This is a genomic window from Dyadobacter sp. 32, assembly GCF_902506755.1.
Taxonomy (GTDB): Bacteria; Bacteroidota; Bacteroidia; order Cytophagales; family Spirosomataceae; genus Dyadobacter.
The window spans coordinates 6,021,304-6,041,638 of record NZ_LR735258.1 but is presented as its reverse complement, the minus strand read 5'-3'; the positions used below and the strand labels follow the sequence as shown (position 1 = coordinate 6,041,638).

Annotated in this window: 20 protein-coding genes; 11 read left to right on the top strand and 9 right to left on the bottom strand. The window is 44.9% G+C overall.

Going from position 1 to position 20,335, the window contains the following annotated elements; genetic code table 11:
- Window positions 1-119 precede the first annotated feature (119 nt).
- Together pafA (DYADSP32_RS24710) and pafA (DYADSP32_RS24705) are read left to right on the top strand one after the other, a co-directional pair.
- Window positions 120-1,790 (top strand): alkaline phosphatase PafA, encoded by a 1,671-nt coding sequence (gene pafA / locus DYADSP32_RS24710; protein WP_149240260.1) that lies wholly within the window; start codon window positions 120-122, stop codon window positions 1,788-1,790.
- A gap of 78 nt (window positions 1,791-1,868) precedes the next feature.
- A complete protein-coding gene (gene pafA, locus DYADSP32_RS24705) occupies window positions 1,869-3,524 on the top strand; it encodes an alkaline phosphatase PafA (protein ID WP_149240261.1) in 1,656 nt (551 codons plus the stop codon).
- Between the two features lie 161 nt (window positions 3,525-3,685).
- Here pafA (DYADSP32_RS24705) and DYADSP32_RS24700 read toward each other — a convergent pair whose 3' ends face one another.
- The 3 genes from DYADSP32_RS24700 to DYADSP32_RS24690 form a co-directional block, all read right to left on the bottom strand.
- Window positions 3,686-4,123: an NfeD family protein gene (locus DYADSP32_RS24700; protein ID WP_149240262.1), complete on the bottom strand. Its 438-nt coding sequence runs from the start codon at window positions 4,121-4,123 to the stop codon at window positions 3,686-3,688.
- A 1-nt stretch (window position 4,124) separates the two neighbouring features.
- Window positions 4,125-5,036 (bottom strand): stomatin-like protein, encoded by a 912-nt coding sequence (locus tag DYADSP32_RS24695; RefSeq protein WP_149240263.1) that lies wholly within the window; start codon window positions 5,034-5,036, stop codon window positions 4,125-4,127.
- A gap of 123 nt (window positions 5,037-5,159) precedes the next feature.
- A complete protein-coding gene (locus tag DYADSP32_RS24690; protein WP_149240264.1) occupies window positions 5,160-6,323 on the bottom strand; it encodes an acyl-CoA dehydrogenase family protein in 1,164 nt (387 codons plus the stop codon).
- Window positions 6,324-6,536: 213 nt separating this feature from the next.
- Here DYADSP32_RS24690 and DYADSP32_RS24685 point away from each other — a divergent pair, with 213 nt between their 5' ends.
- Window positions 6,537-7,847, top strand: a complete 1,311-nt coding sequence (locus tag DYADSP32_RS24685; RefSeq protein WP_149240265.1) for a UDP-glucose dehydrogenase family protein — start codon at window positions 6,537-6,539, stop codon at window positions 7,845-7,847.
- A 69-nt stretch (window positions 7,848-7,916) separates the two neighbouring features.
- Window positions 7,917-8,912 (top strand): UDP-glucuronic acid decarboxylase family protein, encoded by a 996-nt coding sequence (locus DYADSP32_RS24680; RefSeq protein ID WP_149240266.1) that lies wholly within the window; start codon window positions 7,917-7,919, stop codon window positions 8,910-8,912.
- A 56-nt stretch (window positions 8,913-8,968) separates the two neighbouring features.
- Here DYADSP32_RS24680 and frr read toward each other — a convergent pair whose 3' ends face one another.
- The 4 genes from frr to dusB all read right to left on the bottom strand — a co-directional run bounded on the left by frr (window position 8,969) and on the right by dusB (window position 11,863).
- Window positions 8,969-9,529: a ribosome recycling factor gene (frr, locus tag DYADSP32_RS24675; protein ID WP_149240267.1), complete on the bottom strand. Its 561-nt coding sequence runs from the start codon at window positions 9,527-9,529 to the stop codon at window positions 8,969-8,971.
- Window positions 9,530-9,584: 55 nt separating this feature from the next.
- Entirely contained in the window at window positions 9,585-10,304 is a 720-nt protein-coding gene (gene pyrH / locus DYADSP32_RS24670; protein ID WP_149240268.1) for a UMP kinase, read from the bottom strand.
- Between the two features lie 63 nt (window positions 10,305-10,367).
- Window positions 10,368-10,880, bottom strand: a complete 513-nt coding sequence (locus DYADSP32_RS24665) for an acetyl-CoA carboxylase biotin carboxyl carrier protein subunit (protein ID WP_149240269.1) — start codon at window positions 10,878-10,880, stop codon at window positions 10,368-10,370.
- The gene (gene dusB, locus DYADSP32_RS24660) at window positions 10,874-11,863 is read right to left on the bottom strand and encodes a tRNA dihydrouridine synthase DusB (protein WP_149240270.1); all 990 of its coding nucleotides are present in this window, start codon (window positions 11,861-11,863) and stop codon (window positions 10,874-10,876) included. Before dusB ends, DYADSP32_RS24665 begins: the two co-directional genes overlap by 7 nt.
- Before the next feature lie 211 nt (window positions 11,864-12,074).
- Here dusB and DYADSP32_RS24655 point away from each other — a divergent pair, with 211 nt between their 5' ends.
- The 4 genes from DYADSP32_RS24655 (at window position 12,075) to DYADSP32_RS24640 (ending at window position 14,993) form a co-directional block, all read left to right on the top strand.
- Entirely contained in the window at window positions 12,075-13,028 is a 954-nt protein-coding gene (locus DYADSP32_RS24655) for a CPBP family intramembrane glutamic endopeptidase (RefSeq protein ID WP_149240271.1), read from the top strand.
- A 47-nt stretch (window positions 13,029-13,075) separates the two neighbouring features.
- Window positions 13,076-13,297, top strand: coding sequence for a DUF2007 domain-containing protein (locus DYADSP32_RS24650; RefSeq protein WP_149240272.1), 222 nt, complete (start codon window positions 13,076-13,078; stop codon window positions 13,295-13,297).
- The gene (locus tag DYADSP32_RS24645) at window positions 13,269-14,102 is read left to right on the top strand and encodes a phosphatidate cytidylyltransferase (RefSeq protein ID WP_149240273.1); all 834 of its coding nucleotides are present in this window, start codon (window positions 13,269-13,271) and stop codon (window positions 14,100-14,102) included. Before DYADSP32_RS24650 ends, DYADSP32_RS24645 begins: the two co-directional genes overlap by 29 nt.
- A gap of 138 nt (window positions 14,103-14,240) precedes the next feature.
- Window positions 14,241-14,993 carry a carboxypeptidase-like regulatory domain-containing protein gene (locus DYADSP32_RS24640; protein ID WP_149240274.1) on the top strand — a complete coding sequence of 251 codons (753 nt, stop codon included), beginning with the start codon at window positions 14,241-14,243 and terminating at the stop codon, window positions 14,991-14,993.
- Window positions 14,994-14,997: 4 nt separating this feature from the next.
- Here DYADSP32_RS24640 and DYADSP32_RS24635 read toward each other — a convergent pair whose 3' ends face one another.
- The gene (locus DYADSP32_RS24635) at window positions 14,998-15,801 is read right to left on the bottom strand and encodes a UDP-2,3-diacylglucosamine diphosphatase (protein WP_149240275.1); all 804 of its coding nucleotides are present in this window, start codon (window positions 15,799-15,801) and stop codon (window positions 14,998-15,000) included.
- Between the two features lie 218 nt (window positions 15,802-16,019).
- Window positions 16,020-16,526, bottom strand: coding sequence for a DUF4494 domain-containing protein (locus tag DYADSP32_RS24630; RefSeq protein ID WP_149240276.1), 507 nt, complete (start codon window positions 16,524-16,526; stop codon window positions 16,020-16,022).
- Between the two features lie 400 nt (window positions 16,527-16,926).
- Between DYADSP32_RS24630 and DYADSP32_RS24625 the strand changes: the two genes are divergently transcribed.
- The 3 genes from DYADSP32_RS24625 to DYADSP32_RS24615 all read left to right on the top strand — a co-directional run bounded on the left by DYADSP32_RS24625 (window position 16,927) and on the right by DYADSP32_RS24615 (window position 20,266).
- Window positions 16,927-17,559, top strand: coding sequence for a hypothetical protein (locus tag DYADSP32_RS24625; RefSeq protein ID WP_149240277.1), 633 nt, complete (start codon window positions 16,927-16,929; stop codon window positions 17,557-17,559).
- 85 nt (window positions 17,560-17,644) lie between these two features.
- Window positions 17,645-19,483: a hypothetical protein gene (locus tag DYADSP32_RS24620; protein ID WP_414618034.1), complete on the top strand. Its 1,839-nt coding sequence runs from the start codon at window positions 17,645-17,647 to the stop codon at window positions 19,481-19,483.
- 18 nt (window positions 19,484-19,501) lie between these two features.
- Window positions 19,502-20,266 carry an exodeoxyribonuclease III gene (locus tag DYADSP32_RS24615; RefSeq protein WP_149240279.1) on the top strand — a complete coding sequence of 255 codons (765 nt, stop codon included), beginning with the start codon at window positions 19,502-19,504 and terminating at the stop codon, window positions 20,264-20,266.
- Window positions 20,267-20,335 lie beyond the last annotated feature (69 nt).

The following is a 20,335-nucleotide window of genomic DNA, read 5'->3' as shown; positions in this document are numbered from 1 at the left end:
CAATGATCCGCTTTTTTCGTAGTACATACGTACATTTGCAGCGTAATCATATTGCCGTTAACTTGGACACGCAGAACCTTCCTTTACAACTATTCGCTTTCTTTTCATTTGCATAATCTATGAGATCAGTCAGAAAATCCGGATTACTCGTTGCCGCAACTACGCTTTTACTGTTTCAAATTGCTGTGGGTCAGGCTACTAAAACAACTGTAAAGCCCCGCTCGCTCGAACGCCCAAAGCTGGTGGTCGGTATTGTGGTGGACCAGATGCGTTATGATTATCTGTACCGCTATTACGATAAATACAAAGAAGGTGGCCTGAAAAGACTGATGAATGAAGGTTTCAACGCACGCAACAATCACTATCACTATGCGCTTACCGTTACCGCTGCCGGACATTCAGCAGTGTATACCGGTGCACTACCGGCTGTCAATGGAATTGTAGGCAACGACTGGTTCGACAAATACACGGGTCAGAATGTGTATTGCACCGACGACAAGTCCGTTGCCACTGTGGGAAGCACCAACGTTACCGTAGGAAAAATGTCCCCTAAAAATCTTTTGGTGAGTACCGTAACCGATCAGTTGCGGATCGCGACCAATTTTCGATCCAAAACCATCGGTGTGGCTATCAAAGACCGTGCATCCATTCTGCCGGCAGGCCATGCTGCCAATGGCGCCTACTGGTTCGACTCAAAAACCGGGAACTTCGTGACCAGCACGTATTATATGACTGAGCTACCCAAATGGGCTCAGGATTACAATGCAAAAAAAATGCCCGCTGAGTTCGCTAAAAGAGGTTGGAACACGCTTTTGCCCATTGATCATTACACGCAAAGCACACCCGACGATGTGGCCTGGGAAGGTAAATTATCAGGGCAGCCCAAGCCTGTTTTCCCCCACGAACTCATTGGTACTTCCGGAGACGCATTCGGCGTGATCACAACCTCGCCGTGGGGCAATACCATGACAAAGGAAATGGCCATTGCCGCCATTAAAGGTGAAAATCTTGGCAAAGGAAAAGAGACTGATTTTCTCGCTGTTAGTTTTTCCACGCCCGATCGGATTGGCCATGCATTCGGCCCGAACTCAGTAGAGCAGGAAGACAATTACCTTAAACTGGATATGGAATTTGCTGAGCTCTTCAATTTCCTGGATTCATGGACCGGGAAGGGCAATTACACCGTGTTTCTCACTGCGGATCACGGCGCCATGGATGTGCCCGCTTTCTGGCAGGAACATAAGTTACCGGCAGGATTGATCAACCCTACCACGCTGACGCGAAACATTGTAACCGGATTGAATAATGCGTTCGGAGAAGGTAAATATGTATTGTCATTTGAAAACTACCAGCTCTATTTTAATGATTCATTGCTGGCAGCCAAAAAGGTTTCGGTCGAAGATGCCTTCAAAGTGGTGCGGTCTACGATACTTCCTATGGATGGTATTGCCGACGTCATTAACCTGAGAGATATTGGCAGAGCTCCGCTAAATACCTATCAATTGGAATTATACAAAAACAATATCAATGCCAAACGAAGCGGTGATCTGCAGATCATTACGCAGCCAGGCTGGTTCGCGCAAAGCTACGCCACCGGAACCGATCACGGAACACCCTACAATTACGATACGCATGTACCTTTTCTACTCTATGGCTGGGGTATAAATAAAGGGGAAACGCTTAGACGGACGACCATCGCAGACATCGCACCCACCATATCTGCACTTTTACATATTTTGCCTCCCAGTGGAAATGTTGGGAATCCGGTCGAAGAAGCATTAAAAAAGTAACATTCAAGTCTTTACTATTCGAACCGGGACGGACACCTCCTCCCGGTTTTTTATTCTAATCAATTCAATTCCTAAACCATGAGAAAAATTTCGCTTTGGCTTCTGGGCTGTGTGATATCACTTAACGTGAGTGCTCAATCCGTCAAAAAGACACCCACAAAATCATCAACGATTGCCCGACCCAAGCTGGTAGTCGGTATTGTGGTGGATCAGATGCGATACGATTATTTATACCGCTACTATGATCAGTATGTCGAAGGTGGCTTCAAGCGGATGATGAATGAAGGTTTCCATTGCCGCAACAACCATTACAGCTATGCATTGACGGTAACAGCGGCAGGCCACTCCTCCATTTACACCGGATCTATCCCTGCTATCAACGGCATCATTGGCAACGAATGGTACGACCGGTACGCTGGCAGAGACGTTTACTGTACGGAGGACAGCACTGTAAAAACGGTGGGAAGCAACAATGTAAGTGTAGGCAAAATGTCTCCCAAAAATCTGTTGACCAGCACAGTAACCGATCAGTTGAGGATCGCTACCAACTTCCGAAACAAAACAATTGGCATTTCTATAAAGGACAGAGGATCCATTTTACCGGCCGGGCATACTGCCAACGCCGCCTACTGGTTTGACTCCAAAACAGGCAATTGGGTGAGCAGCACCTTCTATATGGAAGACCTGCCGCAATGGGCCAAGGACTACAATGCAAAAAAAATGCCCTCGGAATATTTAAAAAAGGGCTGGCAGCTATTGCTCCCCACCGATCAGTACACACAGAGCTCTCCGGATGACGTCCCCTGGGAAGGAAAGTTGCCTGGCAACCCAAAGCCGGTTTTCCCTTATGAATTAGCCGGACTTGCCGGTGACGCGTTTGGCGTGGTAACCAACACCCCCTGGGGCAATACCATCACCAAGGAAATGGCCATTGAGGCTATAAAAGGCGAAAAACTGGGCAAAGGAAAAGATACTGATTTTCTGGCCGTCAGCTTTTCCACCCCGGACAAAATCGGGCACAGTGTAGGTCCAAATTCAGTAGAACAGCAGGATGATTTCCTACGTCTGGATCGTGAATTTGCAGACCTTTTTACATTTCTGGACGGATATGTTGGTAAAGGAGAGTACACCGTGTTTCTGACCGCAGATCATGGCGTTGTGGATGTGCCTGGCTTTGCCAAGGAACACAAATTGCCAGCCGGCCTGGTCAGCAGAACCAACGTGATCCAAGCCCTGAATAAAGCCATACAAGACAATTACGGCAAAAATGACTTCGTAAAAGGCACAGCCAACAATCAGCTTTATCTCAACCATGCGCTGTTGAAAGAGAAGAAAATCACGGTAGCTGAAATGACCGCAGTGGTTCGGGAAGCACTATTGCCCCTTCCGGGTATCGCAGACGTCATCAACCTGACGGACATGGGCACTGCGCCTTTGAACACCTACCAACTGGAACTTTACAAAAACAATGTCAATGCCAAACGCAGTGGTGATATTCAGATTATGACCCAGCCAGGATGGTTTTATGGCGGTGCAACGGGCACTTCTCATGGCACTCCATACAATTACGACACACAGGTCCCTTTCGTCATGTTTGGCTGGGGTATCAATAAAGGTGAAACCCTTCGCCGTACCTCTGTTTCCGATATCGCATCCACAATATCCTCCTTGTTACATATTCTGCCTCCGAGTGGAAACATAGGACTTCCGGTGGAAGAAGCCTTGAAAAAATAGAAAGGTTTCTGCGCACGGCAGGCCGTGACCCATTCATTCGAATGGTAAGAAATAAGCAACAGTGGTAGTTCCTTAAAAAAACGAATACCACAACGCAAAAAAGCGTTTTGCTAAGCTCCATGGGCTTCGCAAAACGCTTTTTACTTTTAGCAGGGAAATTTTCAGGATTCTTCCACAACAAGAACAATTCCATCCGTTCGGGTTATAACCACTTTGCTTCCAGCAAGGATTGCGCTCTGATCAAGCGAAACCGCTTTCCATTCAGCGCCACGATAGTAAATCTTCCCTTCTCCTTCAACAGGTATATCCCGGACAACCATCGCTGTCTCACCCACAAATTCACTGTACTCCAAAGACTTCCCCCTGCTGTCCAGAAGCCGCCGCGCATGCTTGCGGAATGCTAAAAGTGAGATAAGGGAGATGACGGAAAATGTTACGATTTGCATTTCAAGACCGGGAATGACTCCCAGAAATGCCAGCAAAGCGGTTACCGATGCACCAACTGCGAAAAATATAAAAACTAAAAACACACTCAGTAATTCGGCCACGAGCATGACCAGCCCTATAATAAGCCAAATTTGAGGAAGGGACAAATCCATATTATTTTTTTGATTCTGATTTTACAATTGTCAATGCGGTAGCTATCATGGAACCCATGTCGGCCAGATTAGCTGGCAAAATGAGCGTATTTCCTGCTTTGGCCAACTTACCAAACTGCTCCACATAATTATCGGCTACTTTGAGCTGCACTGCCTCCAAACCGCCCTCTTCCCGTATCGCCAACGCCACAACGCGGATACTTTCTGCAGTAGCCTCAGCAACGGACCTCAGTGCGGCTGCCTCTCCTTCGGCCTCGTTGATTTGTCTTAACCTTAAGCCTTCCGACTCTAGAACGGCCTTCTGTTTCTGTCCTTCGGCAACATTTACAGCAGCTTGCTTTTCCCCATCCGACTGCAGAATCACAGCCCGTCGTTCCCGTTCGGCCTGCATTTGTTTTTCCATTGCTATCAGAACACTTTGAGGCGGGGTTATATTTTTGATCTCATAGCGTAATACCTTCACGCCCCAGCCAATTGCAGCTTCGTCAATACTCTCCACCACAGCCCGGTTGATCGTCATCCTTTCTTCGAAGGTCTTATCCAGGTCCAGCTTGCCAATTTCACTCCGCATGGTTGTCTGCGCAAGCTGAATCACCGCAAAAGTGTAGTCTGCAATGCCATAGGCCGCTTTTTTAGGATCGATGACCTGAATAAAAATAACTCCATCCATGCGCACCTGCACATTGTCCCGGGTAATGCAGATTTGCTCTGGAATATCGATGGCGGTTTCCTTCAACGTGTATTTGTAGGCAATCCGATCAAAAAAGGGAATTACAAAATTAACCCCGGGCTGTAATACAGCATAAAATTTCCCCAATCGTTCGAGGATATAAGCTCTTTGCTGTGGTACCACTTTCACCGTCATCAGGACGGTGAGGACAACGAGCACGAGGAGTACTGATAATGCGGTCATAGTCAGGTTGGATAGGTTGGTTTATGGTGAAGATAAATACATCACCCTTACATTCCTACCTATGTTTTACGGATGAGCTATAAAGCAGGTTACCGGTGCAGACGTGTGATGGGTGGTTTCGGATTAAAAATCTTTCAGAATTTCCTTTGAGATTACTATTTTCTGAATCTCACTGGTACCTTCACCAATTGTACAGAGCTTACTGTCGCGATAGAATTTTTCCGCCGGGTAGTCTTTAGTGTATCCGTATCCTCCAAAAACCTGAACGGCGTCATTAGCAACCCGTACAGCGGTCTCGGAAGAATGATATTTGGCAACGGCACTCGCAAGGGAAACTTTCGCTCCATTATCTTTGAGTTCAGCGGCGTGGAAGGTCAGCAAGGACGAGGCTTGCACATCTGTATACATGTCCGCCAGCTTGAACGCGATGGCCTGGAAGTCACAAATCCGTTTGCCAAACTGTTGTCTTTGTTTGGAATATTCCAAAGCTGCTTCATAGGCTCCCAGTGCGGTGCCCACTCCCAAGGCTGCAATAGATATACGACCTCCATCCAAAACCTTGAGCGATTGCACAAAGCCATCTCCAATTTCACCCAGCCGTTGACTATCAGGGACCCTGCAATTCTGAAACAATAGCTCCACCGTTTCAGACGCGCGCATGCCCAGCTTGTCTTCTTTTCTGCCGGCTGTAAATCCGGGCGTGCCCTGTTCTATAATGAATGCAGTGGCCCCGTGCTTATCCCCGGGTTCTCCTGTACGGGTAATCAGCACCGTCACATTACCATTCTTGCCGTTGGTAATAAAATTTTTAGACCCGTTGATGATCCAGTCGTTGCCTTCTCTTATTGCTACCGTACTCATGTTGCCTGCGTCGGATCCGGTGTTTGGCTCCGTAAGTCCCCAGGCACCAATCCAAGTCCCCGATGCCAGCTTGGGGAGGTATGTCTTCTTCTGCGCTGCATTGCCGAACATCAGGATGTGATTGGTGCAAAGCGAATTATGCGCCGCCATCGATAGCCCGATGGATGGATCCACCTTTGACAATTCAATGATAGCCGATACATATTCCTTATATCCCAGGCCTGCGCCACCAAATTCCTCTGGCACCAGCATGCCCATAACGCCAAGCTCACCCAGTTCATGAAAAACCTCAGTTGGAAAATATTGTGCTTCATCCCATGAGCGAACGTTAGGCTTTATTTTCCGGTCAGCAAAATCCCGGACTGCATTCTTAATGAGTTTACAGTTTTCATTACGCTGTTCCTGACTTGATTCTATGGATCCCATATACTTCGTGTTGATGAGTGAAAATTTGTTTAATTCAATAATAAGAAGAAATCAACATATTACAGGTACCGGTCGCTAACTATTTCGGATCGGGGAGAACAGGATTCACATAAAAAAATTACTTTTGCGTCAGTTTAACGACGACAGACTTGGTTAAGTACAATTTTGTTTTTTTACCAAGATTCATTGCAGCTAAAACTTTATCGCACATTTATGAAAATTGCAGTAGTAGGAACAGGATACGTGGGGTTGGTTACGGGCACCTGTTTTGCCGAAACCGGAAATCAGGTTACTTGCGTAGATATTGATGTTAAAAAAATTGAACGCCTTCAAAATGGAGACATCCCCATTTATGAACCGGGGCTCGATGTGCTTTTCGATCGGAATGTGGCAGAGGGAAGACTTCAGTTTACCACGGATCTGGTTGAAGGTATAAAAGACGCTCAGGTGATATTTTTGGCGCTTCCCACACCTCCCGGTGAAGATGGATCTGCCGATTTGAAATACATTCTGAAAGTAGCAGATGATCTGGGCCATGTAATGGAACAGTATGCTGTGATTATTGATAAAAGCACGGTGCCCGTTGGAACGGCAGAAAAAGTAAGGGCGACCATTTCAAAAAATGCCCGGGTTGACTTTGACGTGGTATCCAATCCCGAATTCTTACGGGAAGGTGTTGCTGTGGAAGATTTCATGAAACCCGATCGGGTTGTGGTAGGTACCACTTCCGAAAAAGCGAAGAAAGTGATGGAAAAGCTTTACGCACCATTGGTACGCCAGGGAAACCCGGTTATATTCATGGATGAGCGTTCTGCTGAGATGACCAAATACGCCGCCAACTCGTTTCTCGCTATGAAAATCACATTCATGAACGAGATTGCCAACTTGTGTGAAAAAGTAGGCGCCAATGTCGACGATATCCGCCGCGGGATTGGAACTGATAGCCGAATTGGGAAGCGTTTCCTTTTTGCGGGAATTGGGTATGGGGGCAGTTGTTTCCCAAAAGATGTACAGGCGCTTGCTAAAACGTCGCTTGACTATGATTACGACTTTCGTATCCTCAAATCGGTGATGGAGGTAAACGATGATCAGAAGAAGAAACTGTTGCCCATGGTCGACACCTATTTTGGCAATGATCTGAAAGGCAAAACGATTGCAGTGTGGGGCCTTGCCTTCAAACCTTATACCGATGATATCCGTGAAGCACCCGCACTCGAAAATATAGAAGCTCTTTTGGAGGCTGGTGCCCATATTACCGTTTACGATCCGGAAGCAATGAATAACGTAAAGGGTGTACTCGGCGACAAGGTAACCTACTGCCACACACCGTATGCCGCTCTGGATGACGCAGATGCTTTGATGATTTTTACCGAATGGCCTCAGTTCCGCACGCCGGAATTTGAAAAAATGGGTAAATTGCTGAAAAATAAGGTGATTTTTGACGGCCGGAATCTATACGAACTTGATCTGATGCGGGAGATGGGGTACACCTATTTCAGTATTGGCCGGGAAAAAGTTTCTTGATTTCCGGCATAAGTGGCCCAAGGCTGCTGTCTCTTTTATTGTTTGCCAAATAATTTAATAATGTTATAAATGAAACGTGTACTAATAACTGGAGCAGCAGGCTTTTTAGGGTCGCACCTTTGTGAGCGATTTTTGAAGGAAGGCATGTATGTGATTGCCATGGACAACCTGATTACAGGAGATCTGCGCAATATTGAACACCTTATGCCCAATCCAAATTTCGAGTTCAATCACCACGACGTAACGAAATTTGTTCATATCCCTGGCGATCTGGATTATATCCTTCATTTTGCTTCGCCCGCCAGCCCCATTGATTATTTGAAGATCCCTATCCAAACGTTGAAAGTGGGCGCTATGGGAACGCATAACCTGCTGGGACTTGCAAGGGTTAAAAATGCACGGTTCATCATTGCTTCCACATCCGAAGTATACGGCGACCCCTTGGTGCATCCGCAAACCGAAGAGTATTGGGGACACGTAAATCCCATAGGGCCGCGTGGTTGCTACGATGAAGCGAAACGTTATCAGGAAGCAATCACGATGGCATATCACCGCTACCATGGGCTTGAGACACGTATTGTACGGATATTTAATACCTACGGACCTAGAATGCGCCTCAATGATGGCCGCGTTTTACCTGCATTTATCGGCCAGGCGCTGCGAGGTGAGGATATCACCATTTTTGGAGACGGCTCTCAAACACGTGCATTCTGTTATGTGGACGATCTCGTTGAAGGTATTTATCGTCTGCTATTAAGTGATTATGCTTTGCCGGTTAATATTGGTAATCCATCAGAAATCACAATTAAAGATTTCGCCGAAGAGATCATCAAGCTTACGGGAACGGATCAAAAAGTAGTCTACAAGGATTTACCTCAGGATGACCCCAAACAGCGTCAGCCGGACATTACCAAAGCCAGGGAAATCTTGGGATGGGAACCCAAAGTACCACGCGAAGAAGGGTTGAAAATCACTTATGACTATTTCCGGAACTTGCCAACGGAAAGATTATATGAAGAATCCAACCACAGGGGATTTGAAGGGTTCCAGAAAAAAGAGGATTAGAATTTTAACAAAAAACCCGCGCGATGCGGGTTTTTTGTTTTTCAGTATAACCGACACTACACTTCCATTATTTCCTTTTCTTTCGCCGAATAGATTTGCTCAATCTTTGAAACAAAACTGTCTGTCAGTTTTTGAACACGATCCTCACTCAATTTAACCAGATCTTCTGCAACGCCTTCCTTGGTCAGCTTACGCAATGAGTTATTGGCTTCCTGACGGATATTCCTCACATTAATCTTGGCAGTTTCAATCTCGTTTCGTGCTCTTTTGGCCAATTCACGGCGACGCTCCTCATTCAGAGGGGGTACCGAGATACGAATCATTTCTCCATCATTGGAAGGAGCGAAACCGAGGTTTCCATTCCTGATGGCCTTTTCAATATCATTGATTATTTTTTTCTCGAATGGCCTGATCGCAATCGTTCTTGCATCCGGCGTATTGATCGTCGACACATTTTGAATAGGCGTCATAGAGCCATAATATTCTATCTGAAGACCTTCCAGCATCTGAGGAGATGCCTTCCCGGCGCGAATTTTGCCCAATTCTATAATAAGGTGTTTGATTGCGCCCTCCATCGTATCACGGGCGTCTTCCAGATATAATTCTATTTCTTCCATTGGTTGTAATTAATTACTTCAAACCTTCGATTTGCAATTTATAAATGAAACCTGATTAATTCGAAATCAAAGTTCCCACATCTCCCCCCATTACGAGATCATAAAGATTGCCGGCCTTGTTCATATCAAAGACGATGATAGGAACATTGTTTTCTTTACATAGTGTAAATGCCGTCAAGTCCATGATCTTCAGATTCTTGGACAGCGCCTCATCAAAACTTAGCTTTGTGTATTTGGTAGCAGTGGGATCTTTTTCCGGATCAGCAGTATAGACACCGTCCACACGGGTACCTTTGAGTACAACTTCCGATTCCGATTCTATTGCGCGTAATCCTGCGGTTGTGTCTGTTGTAAAATAGGGGTTCCCCGTTCCTGCACCAAAAATAACGATCCTTCCTTTCTCTAGATGGCGAACGGCCCTGCGACGAATCAGTGGCTCACAAACCTGCTCCATTTTAATGGCCGACATCAAGCGTGTTCTCATGCCATGCTTCTCGAGCGAGCTCTGTATAGCCATACCATTGATAACAGTCGCCAGCATACCCATATGATCGCCCTGTACCCGATCAATCCCCGATTTTTCGACCGAGGCTCCTCGAAAAATGTTACCGCCACCAATAACAATGGCGATTTGCACCCCTGCATCAGAGATTTTTTTTATTTCAGTTGAATAGTTATCAAGGATGTTAAAATCGATGACCTGTGTTTTATCTCCGCCGTTGAGTGCTTCTCCGCTGAGTTTGAGAAGTATACGCTTATACCTGGGTTCCGACATGACTTTGTTGTAAATGATTTGATCCGTAAAAATAAGGGTAGGACATTTAGATTAGCAAGTAATTTATTGAAACTCTAACAAGACCTCATTCTTTTCAACGATTTGTCCCGGTGTTATTTTTAAGGACTTAACTATACCTGTTCCGGGCGATTTGATCACATTCTCCATTTTCATGGCCACCAACACCAGCAAATTGTCCCCTTTGTTAACCTCATCCCCCTCATGAACAGCTATGGACTGTATCAAACCCGGCATCGGCGCTTTCAAATGGTTCAACTTGTTTGCCGAAGTTTTATTCATACCCATGCCATCCAGCAGCATATCCAGCTGATCTTTCGCGCTGGTATGATAAAGCTTCCCGTTGATCATAAATTGGAAAGCCTTGCCAGCCCTGTCGCTTTCCAAAATTTCCAGGGTAAACGACCTATGCTTCCAGATAACATGATACCTGGTGTCGCTGATCTTCACAATATCGCCGTCAAATGGGATATCACCTATACACCACTCCTGACCTTTGCGAGATACCTCCAATACATTCGAAGAAGTTGCCGCGTTGCCTACTGTCACTTTTAACATATCACTTCACTGTAATCCTGAACAATTTCACCTAAAATACCTTCCAGCTCTTCAAAGGACATCCCCTCCACAAGGCGCATGCGATACGGCTTGAAGTGCTCCAAACCTTTAAAGTAGTTGGTATAGTGCCTTCTCATCTCAAAAACACCGGCAATGGGTCCCTTCCATCTTATCGAAAATTCAAGGTGCCTGCGGCAGACAGCTACCCGATCAGCGATTGTTGGAGGTGCCAGGTATTTACCGGTTTTCACAAAATGCTTGATTTCATTAAATATCCAGGGGTTACCAATACTGGCCCTGCCGATCATGATTCCATCAACCCCAAATCTATTTTTATACTCCAGAGCTTTCTCAGGAGAATCCACGTCTCCATTACCAAAAATAGGAATACGGATACGGGGGTTGTCTTTTACCTTGGCAATAAGCGTCCAGTCTGCCTCACCTTTGTACATCTGCACGCGTGTGCGCCCATGAATACTCAGCGCCTGAATCCCGATATCCTGCAGTCTCTCGGCCACTTCCTGAATGTTTTTTGTACTTTCGTCCCACCCCAAACGAGTCTTAACTGTGACGGGCAGATGCGTAGATTTGACCACCGCCTCTGTCATTTGCACCATCTTGGGAACATCCTGCAGAAGTGCCGCACCCGCCCCGCGGCAGGCCACGTTTTTGACAGGACAGCCGTAATTTATATCAATAAGATCAGGATTAACTCTGGACGCTATCTCTGCACAAGAGCCCATCGTTTCGATATCACTCCCAAAAAGCTGGATACCCACCGGCCTCTCATATTCGAAAATATCTAGCTTCTGTACACTTTTAGCAGCGTCACGAATCAAACCTTCCGATGAAATAAACTCCGTATACATCAGATCTGCGCCATTCTCTTTACAAACAGCACGAAAAGGCGGATCGCTGACATCCTCCATGGGCGCCAGTAACAATGGGAATTCGCTTAACTCTATTTTTCCAATCTTAACCATTTGGGGAATCTATTGTCAATTGAATACCGAATATTGATCTAGAAAATATTCGGACGGGTTGTATGTGATAGTTTCCGAATAATAGAAATCACTGCCAGACTGACAATGACTTACAATTCAAATCAGAAACCCATTGGCTATCAACTGCTTAATCAAATTATGAGCTACAATTATCAATTTACGCATACTTCGGTGTAAATTTACAACAATTATGCAAAAGAGTAGTTCAAATGTAATGCAATCCCGGGCACCTGGCGTTTTGGGTAGTTTGTTGGTTTTAATAGGATTTGTACTCGTCGGAATGGCGGTTGGCAATATTCTGGCCGTGTTTATCATTGCAGTTTATACCAATACCCCCGCCGGTGAAGCGACCGACTTGCTTAACCGATTACTTAACGCTCCGGATCAGGTAGAGAATGCATGGAATGCCATGATGATTCTACAGGGAACTGTTCATTTTTTTTCCTACCTGCTCCCCTGCCTACTGTTCTGGCGCTATATTGAACGGCGGACATTATCCGATTTTAGTGATACGGAGTCTCCCGCAAGCCTTACATGGCTGCAGGTGTTCATTTTAGTGCTGGTTTTCATTCCACTCAATAGTCAGTTCATTGAATGGAATTCCCAAATGACTTTTCCGGAGGCTATGTCCAGAATCGAAAAATGGATGCGCGACAAAGAAGATCAACTGGCCGTATTAACCACCTTTCTTACGAAATACGACAGACCAGGGCAGCTTTTTATTGCACTGATAGTGGTGGTGCTCTTACCCGCTATTGGGGAGGAAATGCTCTTCCGGGGCATCATTCAGAGAAAATTTATGCAGCAATTGAATAATCCCCACCTGGCAATCTGGATATCAGCTGCAATTTTTAGTGCCATCCATTTTCAGTTTTATGGATTTGTGCCTCGAATGCTGCTCGGAGCGCTTTTTGGATACCTTTATTACTGGACTGGCAGCTTATGGATCGCTGTATTTGCACATTTCGTTAATAACGGTTTTGTATTAATCATGATGTTTCTTTACAACATTAAGGTTCTGGACATTAATCTTGAAGAGACGAAAACCATGCCCTTGGCAATTGTACTCACATCTTTGGCATTATCCTTTTTAACATTATTTGTGATTCGTAAGGAGGCCCTGAAAAGACGGGAATTGGTATAGTTATGTTAACTTGAAAGTTTTTACAGAACCCATTTAATAAATGATTTATGGAGGATAGTTGGATTAAGGTATTTGAAAGCAAGCAAATGATCCAGGCAGAAATTGCCCGGGAAAGATTGGAAGAGAATGAAATCGCTGCCGTTATTGTCAACAAACAAGATAGTCTTTACCCTGTTTTTGGAATGTGCGAAGTTCATGTTCCATCAAAGGACTCAATGAAGGCACAAACCATACTATCTGATGAAGGACCGTTTACAGACCCTGAGTAATTTACAACAGCGAACCATCACCGGCCTGGCGGGCTTTATAGTAATTCTATCCTGCATATTATACAGTGAGCTTACTTTCCTGATACTTATATGCACGATAAGTTCGCTCACCCAACTCGAGTTTTATAAGTTGCTGGGCCTGGACGGAAATCAGCCACTTACATATTATGGAACATTTTGTGGCACAGTGATGATGCTTCTTGCGTATCTGATAGAACAGGATATTGTACCGTTCGAAAATTACTTTATCATCAGTCCATTACTGTCGATGATTTTTTTTATTAAATTATATAAGAAAAAAGATTTGAAGCCCTTTACCAATATAGGGTTTACGTTTTTAGGTATTATTTATGTTGCCTTACCTTTTTCGCTTTTGGTTGTAACTGCCATGAGAGGCGGGAAATACAACTATGAAATCGTCCTCGGGAGTCTATTACTCCTTTGGGCATCCGACATAGGAGGGTATTTTGCCGGTACCAAATTTGGAAGACGTAAATTATTTGAAAGAATATCTCCAAAAAAAAGCTGGGAAGGCGCCATAGGAAGTGCGGTTTTTGCCGCTGTTGTGGCGTTTGCGCTGGGTTATTTTTTCCGTACCTTCGAACCCTGGAAGTGGTATTGCATAGGAGCTATTATCGTGGTAGCGGGCACGTACGGCGACCTTGTTGAATCTTTGTTTAAGAGGAGTATTGCCATCAAAGACTCAGGAAGCAGTATTCCCGGGCACGGCGGATTTCTTGACCGGTTTGATGGACTACTACTATCTGCCCCCTTTATAGTGACATTCCTGAAATTGTTTTCGTAAAGCAGTTTTGGCCGTAAAGAACAATCAAGTAGCAAGGCGTCCGTTCTAACCCTGGCGAACGACTTGCAAAAAAATGAAAATTTGTACCCCGGACGGCATTGATTTAAAATATGACGGCCTCTGAATAATCAATAAAGAATGAAGAGAATAATCTTGATATGTGTTCTGTTACTTGCAGGTGTAGTTGGCAGCGGCGATTTGTTGGCGCAAGGTGAACAAAAAGCGATCATTTTTACTGGTGTAGTAGTGGGGGGAAGATCCACAGAAATACTTCCGGGCGCGTTTATTCATATACCAAAGGCCGGCAAGGGGCGCTTAGCGGATGAAGCCGGGAAGTTTTCCATAGCGGTTTTCCCCGGAGATAGTATTGTGTACAGCTACATTGGCTATAAAACGCAGTATCAGGTGATCCCGAGAAACTACAATGCCGAAACTTACTCGGCCATTATTTCCCTGCGCCAGGAGGCAAAAATGCTTGATGAAGTGGTGATCTACCCCTATTCAACAGAAGAAGAATTTAAAAAGGCTTTTTTGGCTCTCGAACTGCCTGATCAGGCGGATCGTGACGCACTGGCAAAAAGCACCAACATGGAATATCTCACCAAAATGGCTGCAATGGTTCCTAATAATGCCCAAACTAATTATCGGGCCACGATGAACCAGCTGATGTTTGGCAGGGAATCGGCCGCCGGCAAAAACTTTGCAACAACTTTCCCGTTTTTAAACCCGTTTGCCTGGGCGAATTTTATCAAATCGGTTAAAAACGGAGACCTGAAACAAAAAGACTGGAGAAAAGAACTGAACGAGGCTCCGCGGGAGTTAATCAATAAACAGGATTTTATTCAAAGAAACGAGGGGGCGGTTGACCCGTCTAAAAAGCCTGGTAACTAATCGATTATGCTTTAAAAGACTTCAAAAGTAGATCCTGCCCGTCATATACAGCAAAGGTCTGCTGGGTTACCCACTCCCCGAGGTTGATATACCGGCTGCCATCCGTCACCTTCAGATCAAGTGGCAGGTGACGATGCCCGAATACATAAAAATCATGATGCCTGGTGCTTTCCACCTCTTTGCAGAACTGGAAGAGCCACTCCCTATCTTCACCCATAAATCGCTCTTCCCCCTTTTTTATATTGGCGATCCGGCTTCGCTTTGACCATTCCGTAGCAATCCACATACCGATATCGGGATGTACAATCCGAAACAGAAACTGAAAAAACCGATTGGCGAAAATGTGCTTGAGTGTTTTGTAAACCCTGTCACCTGGCCCAAGCCCGTCCCCATGCCCTACTAAAAAGGTGCGTGAAATTTGATTTCCCGAAGTAATCTCGAATTCCACCGGATGGCGATAGATCGTCGCGCCCAGTTCGTCCGACAAGTAACGAAACATCCACATGTCGTGATTACCGGTAAAAACAATCAGTTCTATTCCCTGGTCGGCGAGTTCTGCCAACTTGCCCAGAATGCGCACAAAACCCTTGGGCACAACATGCCCGTATTCAAACCAAAAATCAAAAATATCACCTACCAGAAAAATCACCTGGGCATCTGCCCTTATGGTTTCCAGCCACTCAACGATTAATTTTTCTCTCGAAAGACTTGCCTCGGCAGTAGGCACGCCCAGGTGGTGATCGGAAGAAAAGTAAATTTTTTGTCCTTCCTTTAAACGTATCGATTGTTTTTCGTAATTCAGTTTCATGCCATTGTCGCAATAGGGGCCGCAAGTTACAACATCACGTGGGAATGGTGCATTTGAAACGCATTCCCGTTCAAATCGGGCACAGTAACAAGAGACAAAACCGGCACAGAGAATGTAAGTGTAAATTCATTTCAGGAGCAAGCCAATTTTAATTGCTGCGACCGAAAACAAATGGCAGCTAACGTTTGCTAATGTCAGCTGCCAGGTAAAACAACTACTCAGGCTTTCTCAGCTTCGGCACGTTCTGCCATTACTTCGGCTAGCGGCCTCATATTAGCCGGGATCTCAACTTCCTCTTCCTCGGCAGTGTATGGAAAAACATCCAGAATAGGAGTAAGATTAATGTCTGTGGTTTCGTAAGGAATCAGCATCGTACGGAGGCTTTCTGTAATGCGGGACAAAGCCTGATCTATACCATCTGCATTGACCAGCATATAATTGACCACCTTCTTTTCTTTTCCACTTTTCTCGTCAACAGAGAAATAAATGACCTTCGCCTTGAACCATTTTTCTCCATCCTCGTAAACAAACAAGTCGGCCAGACGCATCCGGCTTATGGCGGTCACACTGAAATCACTGGCACCCGTCACAATTTGCTTGTAAAGCCTCGCTTCTGACTCTGTGTACGATATGGCGTCAACAAGATACACTTCATTTATAGTTTTGAGACTTCCAGCTTCGTCCTCTTTTTGGTAACGTATTTTCCCTAAATACCAGCTTGCCATGATCCTTTGAATTGAATTGATTTGGAAATAAAAGGATGCAAAGGTATGTGCTTGCCGTTAGGTGTGCAACACGTCCAGCAACTTAATCTTGGCGCATTCCGTAGTAACTTTCAAGAAGCATGAAAAAGGCTGTGAAGTAATGTTTTGGCTTCATTACGAATATGGCTGGATCGGGAAATCCTTACCTGGAACATGCATTCATAGGTTTGGTTTGCAAGCTTCGGAGTGACTGGCTAAAAAGAAACACCGCAAAGAATAATGAACAAATATTATACGCGTTCTGATACCGGTTGTTTAACTTGCAAAAAATAAGAACAGCGATGAGCGAAGGCATGGATACGTTATCGCTGCAAATGAATTACATCCATAGCAACAAACTTAAAATCAACCATTAAAAAAAATGAAAAGACAAATTTGGTTTGTGGCCCTTCTGGGCATTTGGGGTACACTTTCAAGCTGCGGGGTAGGTCGCCAGGTTTCAGAAGCCAAGACTTTTGGAGAATGCAAGTACGACCTGTCGTCCGTGGACAGTGTATTTATTGCCGGAATCGACATCAGAGAATTTAAAAACATAAAAAGCTTTCAGGATTTTGATCTGGCCAAATACCCCCGGGTTGCGATGGGGCTGCTGCGTAAAGATGTGCCCCTGGATCTGAGGGTTAATCTGGACATCACCAATCCTACAAAAAACCGAGCAGCCATCAATCAGCTGGAATACAAAGTGCTTCTAACCAACAGCGAAATTTTCAGCGGATTTCTTAGTCAACTGATAGAGGTAATGCCTGGCACCGGCAAAACACGCGTCCCCATTAAGCTGAATGCCAATGTATATCAGCTGCTGAGTAACGACCAGACACGCGACGAATTTGTGAACCTGATCACAACCCTGACCGGTAAAACAAGTTCAAACCCATCCAAATTGACTGTTAAAATAAAACCAACGCTTGATCTTGGAGGCAAACAGATCAACTATCCGGGTTATATCAGTTTCGACAAAGTGATTACCAGTGACATGGTTCTAGGGATTAAATAATGAGAGGAAGGTATTTCCACACAGACTGTGTACTGTGTGGAAACATCAATTATACAATGTTGTGTTAACTAATAAAATGTTCAGCTTGGGAATAAAGCTACTACCCTACCCCTTCCTGTTTGAATATTTCAGCCTGGTTGTGATTCTTGCTTTACTTTTTGCCTCAACCTTTTTTGTGAGGACTTTACAGCCTGCGAGAAAATACGCAGGTGTGATACTGCTGTTGGCTCCAGCTTGCTATTTCTATTGGATCATCCATTTGCATACTATCAATGTGCCTTATATTGATGATTGGGATCTTCTAGAAAGCATTTACGGGCTTACCAGGGATGTTGGCCTGCTGGAAAAGACAAAATTTCTTTTTTCTCAGATCAATCAGCACCGTTTTGCCTATGAACGCATCATCATGTGGCTTATTCTGGTGATTACAGGATCCGAAAACATTAAAATTCAGATCGTGATTGGCAATGCCTTTCTCATAGGAATCCTGTATCTTTTCTATAAAACATTAAGACGTGAAGGAATATCATGGTATTACATGATACCTGCATGCTTCATTCTCTTCAATCTGGTTTATTACGAAAACGCCAACTGGGGAATTGCGGCGCTGCAGAATACCTCCCTCCTGTTTTTCGCACTCCTCGCTGCCTATGCAATAGGTTCAACAGACAATAAAAGCTGGTATCTGGCTTTATTCAGCGCTATTATTGCCACATTTACCAGTGGAAGTGGTTTGCTTACCTGGCTTATTTGTGCACCTATCCTGTTGTTGCAAAAGAAATATAAAAGACTTGCCATCTGGTGCGGTACCGCACTATGCGTTTTCCTTTTCTACTTCCTGTTTGACTATCATTTCATCAGGTCCGATGCCGAAAGTCCACTAACACATCCCATCTATAACCTGGGGTTTCTTCTTGCTTTCTGGGGCAATGCCCTTTTTCTGAACAAACCCCATCCTGTTATTTCCGGTAACTACTACGATATTGCTGCCTGTGTAGCATTAGGGTTTTCGGTGGGTATTGTCTTTTGTATCTGGCTTTACCGGATGTTCCGATATCCAGGCAACTGGAAGACCTATTCTTTTATTGTCGGCGCCTTCATGTTTGTGATGGGAACCGGGGCGATGCTGGTACTCAGCCGCCCGATTGCTTTTTCAGTCACATACGGTGGAGAATTACTCTCCAGGCGATACATGATTTTTGGGATTATTACCCTTTTAACTGCCTATACCGCGCTGGTTATTGTCACCAAAACCCTTAGAAAACTACAAATTACGCTTGGTATCTGCGCACTTGTATTTGGGGTCGGTCTGAATTTCACCAGCTATTTCATGTCTTTATCACAAGTGCGCAGACAGTATGAAACCCTGGCGCTGGATGGATTGTATTGGAAAAACTACGGCATGATGATGTCTTTTGGAAATCTTTTTGAAGAGAAATTATTCTGGAATCATCCTACACGAATGACAACGCTCATTTCAAACCTTGACAAATCCGGCATTTATTTATTTCCTTCTGCGAGCATCCCTGTACTTTCACCATTGGCTGGCGGCTCGGTGGTGGAGCGTGAAAAGTTTACGGGAAGATTTGAGTTTACTGCAGTTCCTAAATATAATCAATGGCTACACAGGCCAGTCAGGTTCATTGATATGACCTACACCGTTGCCCCTGGATCAGGCTTCATTCCAGTATACATTCAATTAAAATCTGCTACCCACTTGTTTGTATTTCCGGCTTGCCCGGTGCCTAACAGCCTGGCTGGCTTTTTAAGTCATCGGGCTTATTATAGTGATAAATATCAGTACTCATTTTTCGCAAGCAAGTTTTTGCCTGGGTCTTACGAGGTTTGGATAGTCGGTAAAGATGGTTCTAATGCCAACAGCCCGTGGAAATCGCAATATAGCGGGCAGAAAATTCAACTTTAAAAACACGTTTCGTCATTTATGCAAATACTCACCTACAATGTAAATGGCATCCGTGCCGCCATCAAAAATGGTTTACTTGAGTGGCTAAAAGACAAGCCCTTTGATGTGTTGTGCTTTCAGGAAGTGAAAGCCACCACCGATGTTGTAGACCTCTCCGGCTTTGAAGAACTTGGGTATGAATTAATAGGCTGGCACGCAGCCGAGAAAAAAGGATATAGCGGCGTAGCCATATTTTCAAAAGTAAAAGCTGACCTGGTATCCATCGGCGTGAATCTGCCCATTTATGATATAGAAGGACGCATACTCCGTGCGGATTTTGGCGACATCACCTTATTGAACTGTTATTTTCCTTCCGGAACCAGCGGGGAGTTGAGGCAAGGAGTGAAAATGAGTTTCCTGGCCGATTTTTATGATTGGGTTAACGTGCTGAGACAAGAACGGCCCAACCTGATAATTTGCGGAGACTATAACATTGCACACACCGAAAACGATATTCACGATCCCAAAGGCAACAAGAAGTCTTCCGGTTTTCTTCCCGAAGAAAGAGAATGGATGACGAAGTGGTTTGGCAATGGGTACGTGGATGCATTCCGATTCGTTAATCCTGACCTGAAAGAATATTCCTGGTGGACGTATCGGGCGGGCGCCCGTGCTAATAACAAAGGTTGGCGCATCGATTACATTTCCGTCGCAGAACCTCTGAAAGATCGGATCATTGGCAGCAGACAGTATAATGATGCAGTCCATTCCGATCATTGCCCCGTTTGGCTCGAAATTGATTGAGACCAATGCGAACTATATTATCCTATGCTGATTTTATTTTGTATTTTTGATCAGGCCTGTAGATAAACG

Coding starts and splice junctions, on each gene's coding strand:
- pafA (WP_149240260.1), top strand. CDS start 120: ATGAGATCAGTCAGAAAATCCGGATTACTCGTTGCCGCAACTACGCTT.
- pafA (WP_149240261.1), top strand. CDS start 1,869: ATGAGAAAAATTTCGCTTTGGCTTCTGGGCTGTGTGATATCACTTAAC.
- DYADSP32_RS24700 (WP_149240262.1), bottom strand. CDS start 4,123: ATGGATTTGTCCCTTCCTCAAATTTGGCTTATTATAGGGCTGGTCATG.
- DYADSP32_RS24695 (WP_149240263.1), bottom strand. CDS start 5,036: ATGACCGCATTATCAGTACTCCTCGTGCTCGTTGTCCTCACCGTCCTG.
- DYADSP32_RS24690 (WP_149240264.1), bottom strand. CDS start 6,323: ATGGGATCCATAGAATCAAGTCAGGAACAGCGTAATGAAAACTGTAAA.
- DYADSP32_RS24685 (WP_149240265.1), top strand. CDS start 6,537: ATGAAAATTGCAGTAGTAGGAACAGGATACGTGGGGTTGGTTACGGGC.
- DYADSP32_RS24680 (WP_149240266.1), top strand. CDS start 7,917: ATGAAACGTGTACTAATAACTGGAGCAGCAGGCTTTTTAGGGTCGCAC.
- frr (WP_149240267.1), bottom strand. CDS start 9,529: ATGGAAGAAATAGAATTATATCTGGAAGACGCCCGTGATACGATGGAG.
- pyrH (WP_149240268.1), bottom strand. CDS start 10,304: ATGTCGGAACCCAGGTATAAGCGTATACTTCTCAAACTCAGCGGAGAA.
- DYADSP32_RS24665 (WP_149240269.1), bottom strand. CDS start 10,880: ATGTTAAAAGTGACAGTAGGCAACGCGGCAACTTCTTCGAATGTATTG.
- dusB (WP_149240270.1), bottom strand. CDS start 11,863: ATGGTTAAGATTGGAAAAATAGAGTTAAGCGAATTCCCATTGTTACTG.
- DYADSP32_RS24655 (WP_149240271.1), top strand. CDS start 12,075: ATGCAAAAGAGTAGTTCAAATGTAATGCAATCCCGGGCACCTGGCGTT.
- DYADSP32_RS24650 (WP_149240272.1), top strand. CDS start 13,076: ATGGAGGATAGTTGGATTAAGGTATTTGAAAGCAAGCAAATGATCCAG.
- DYADSP32_RS24645 (WP_149240273.1), top strand. CDS start 13,269: ATGAAGGACCGTTTACAGACCCTGAGTAATTTACAACAGCGAACCATC.
- DYADSP32_RS24640 (WP_149240274.1), top strand. CDS start 14,241: ATGAAGAGAATAATCTTGATATGTGTTCTGTTACTTGCAGGTGTAGTT.
- DYADSP32_RS24635 (WP_149240275.1), bottom strand. CDS start 15,801: ATGAAACTGAATTACGAAAAACAATCGATACGTTTAAAGGAAGGACAA.
- DYADSP32_RS24630 (WP_149240276.1), bottom strand. CDS start 16,526: ATGGCAAGCTGGTATTTAGGGAAAATACGTTACCAAAAAGAGGACGAA.
- DYADSP32_RS24625 (WP_149240277.1), top strand. CDS start 16,927: ATGAAAAGACAAATTTGGTTTGTGGCCCTTCTGGGCATTTGGGGTACA.
- DYADSP32_RS24615 (WP_149240279.1), top strand. CDS start 19,502: ATGCAAATACTCACCTACAATGTAAATGGCATCCGTGCCGCCATCAAA.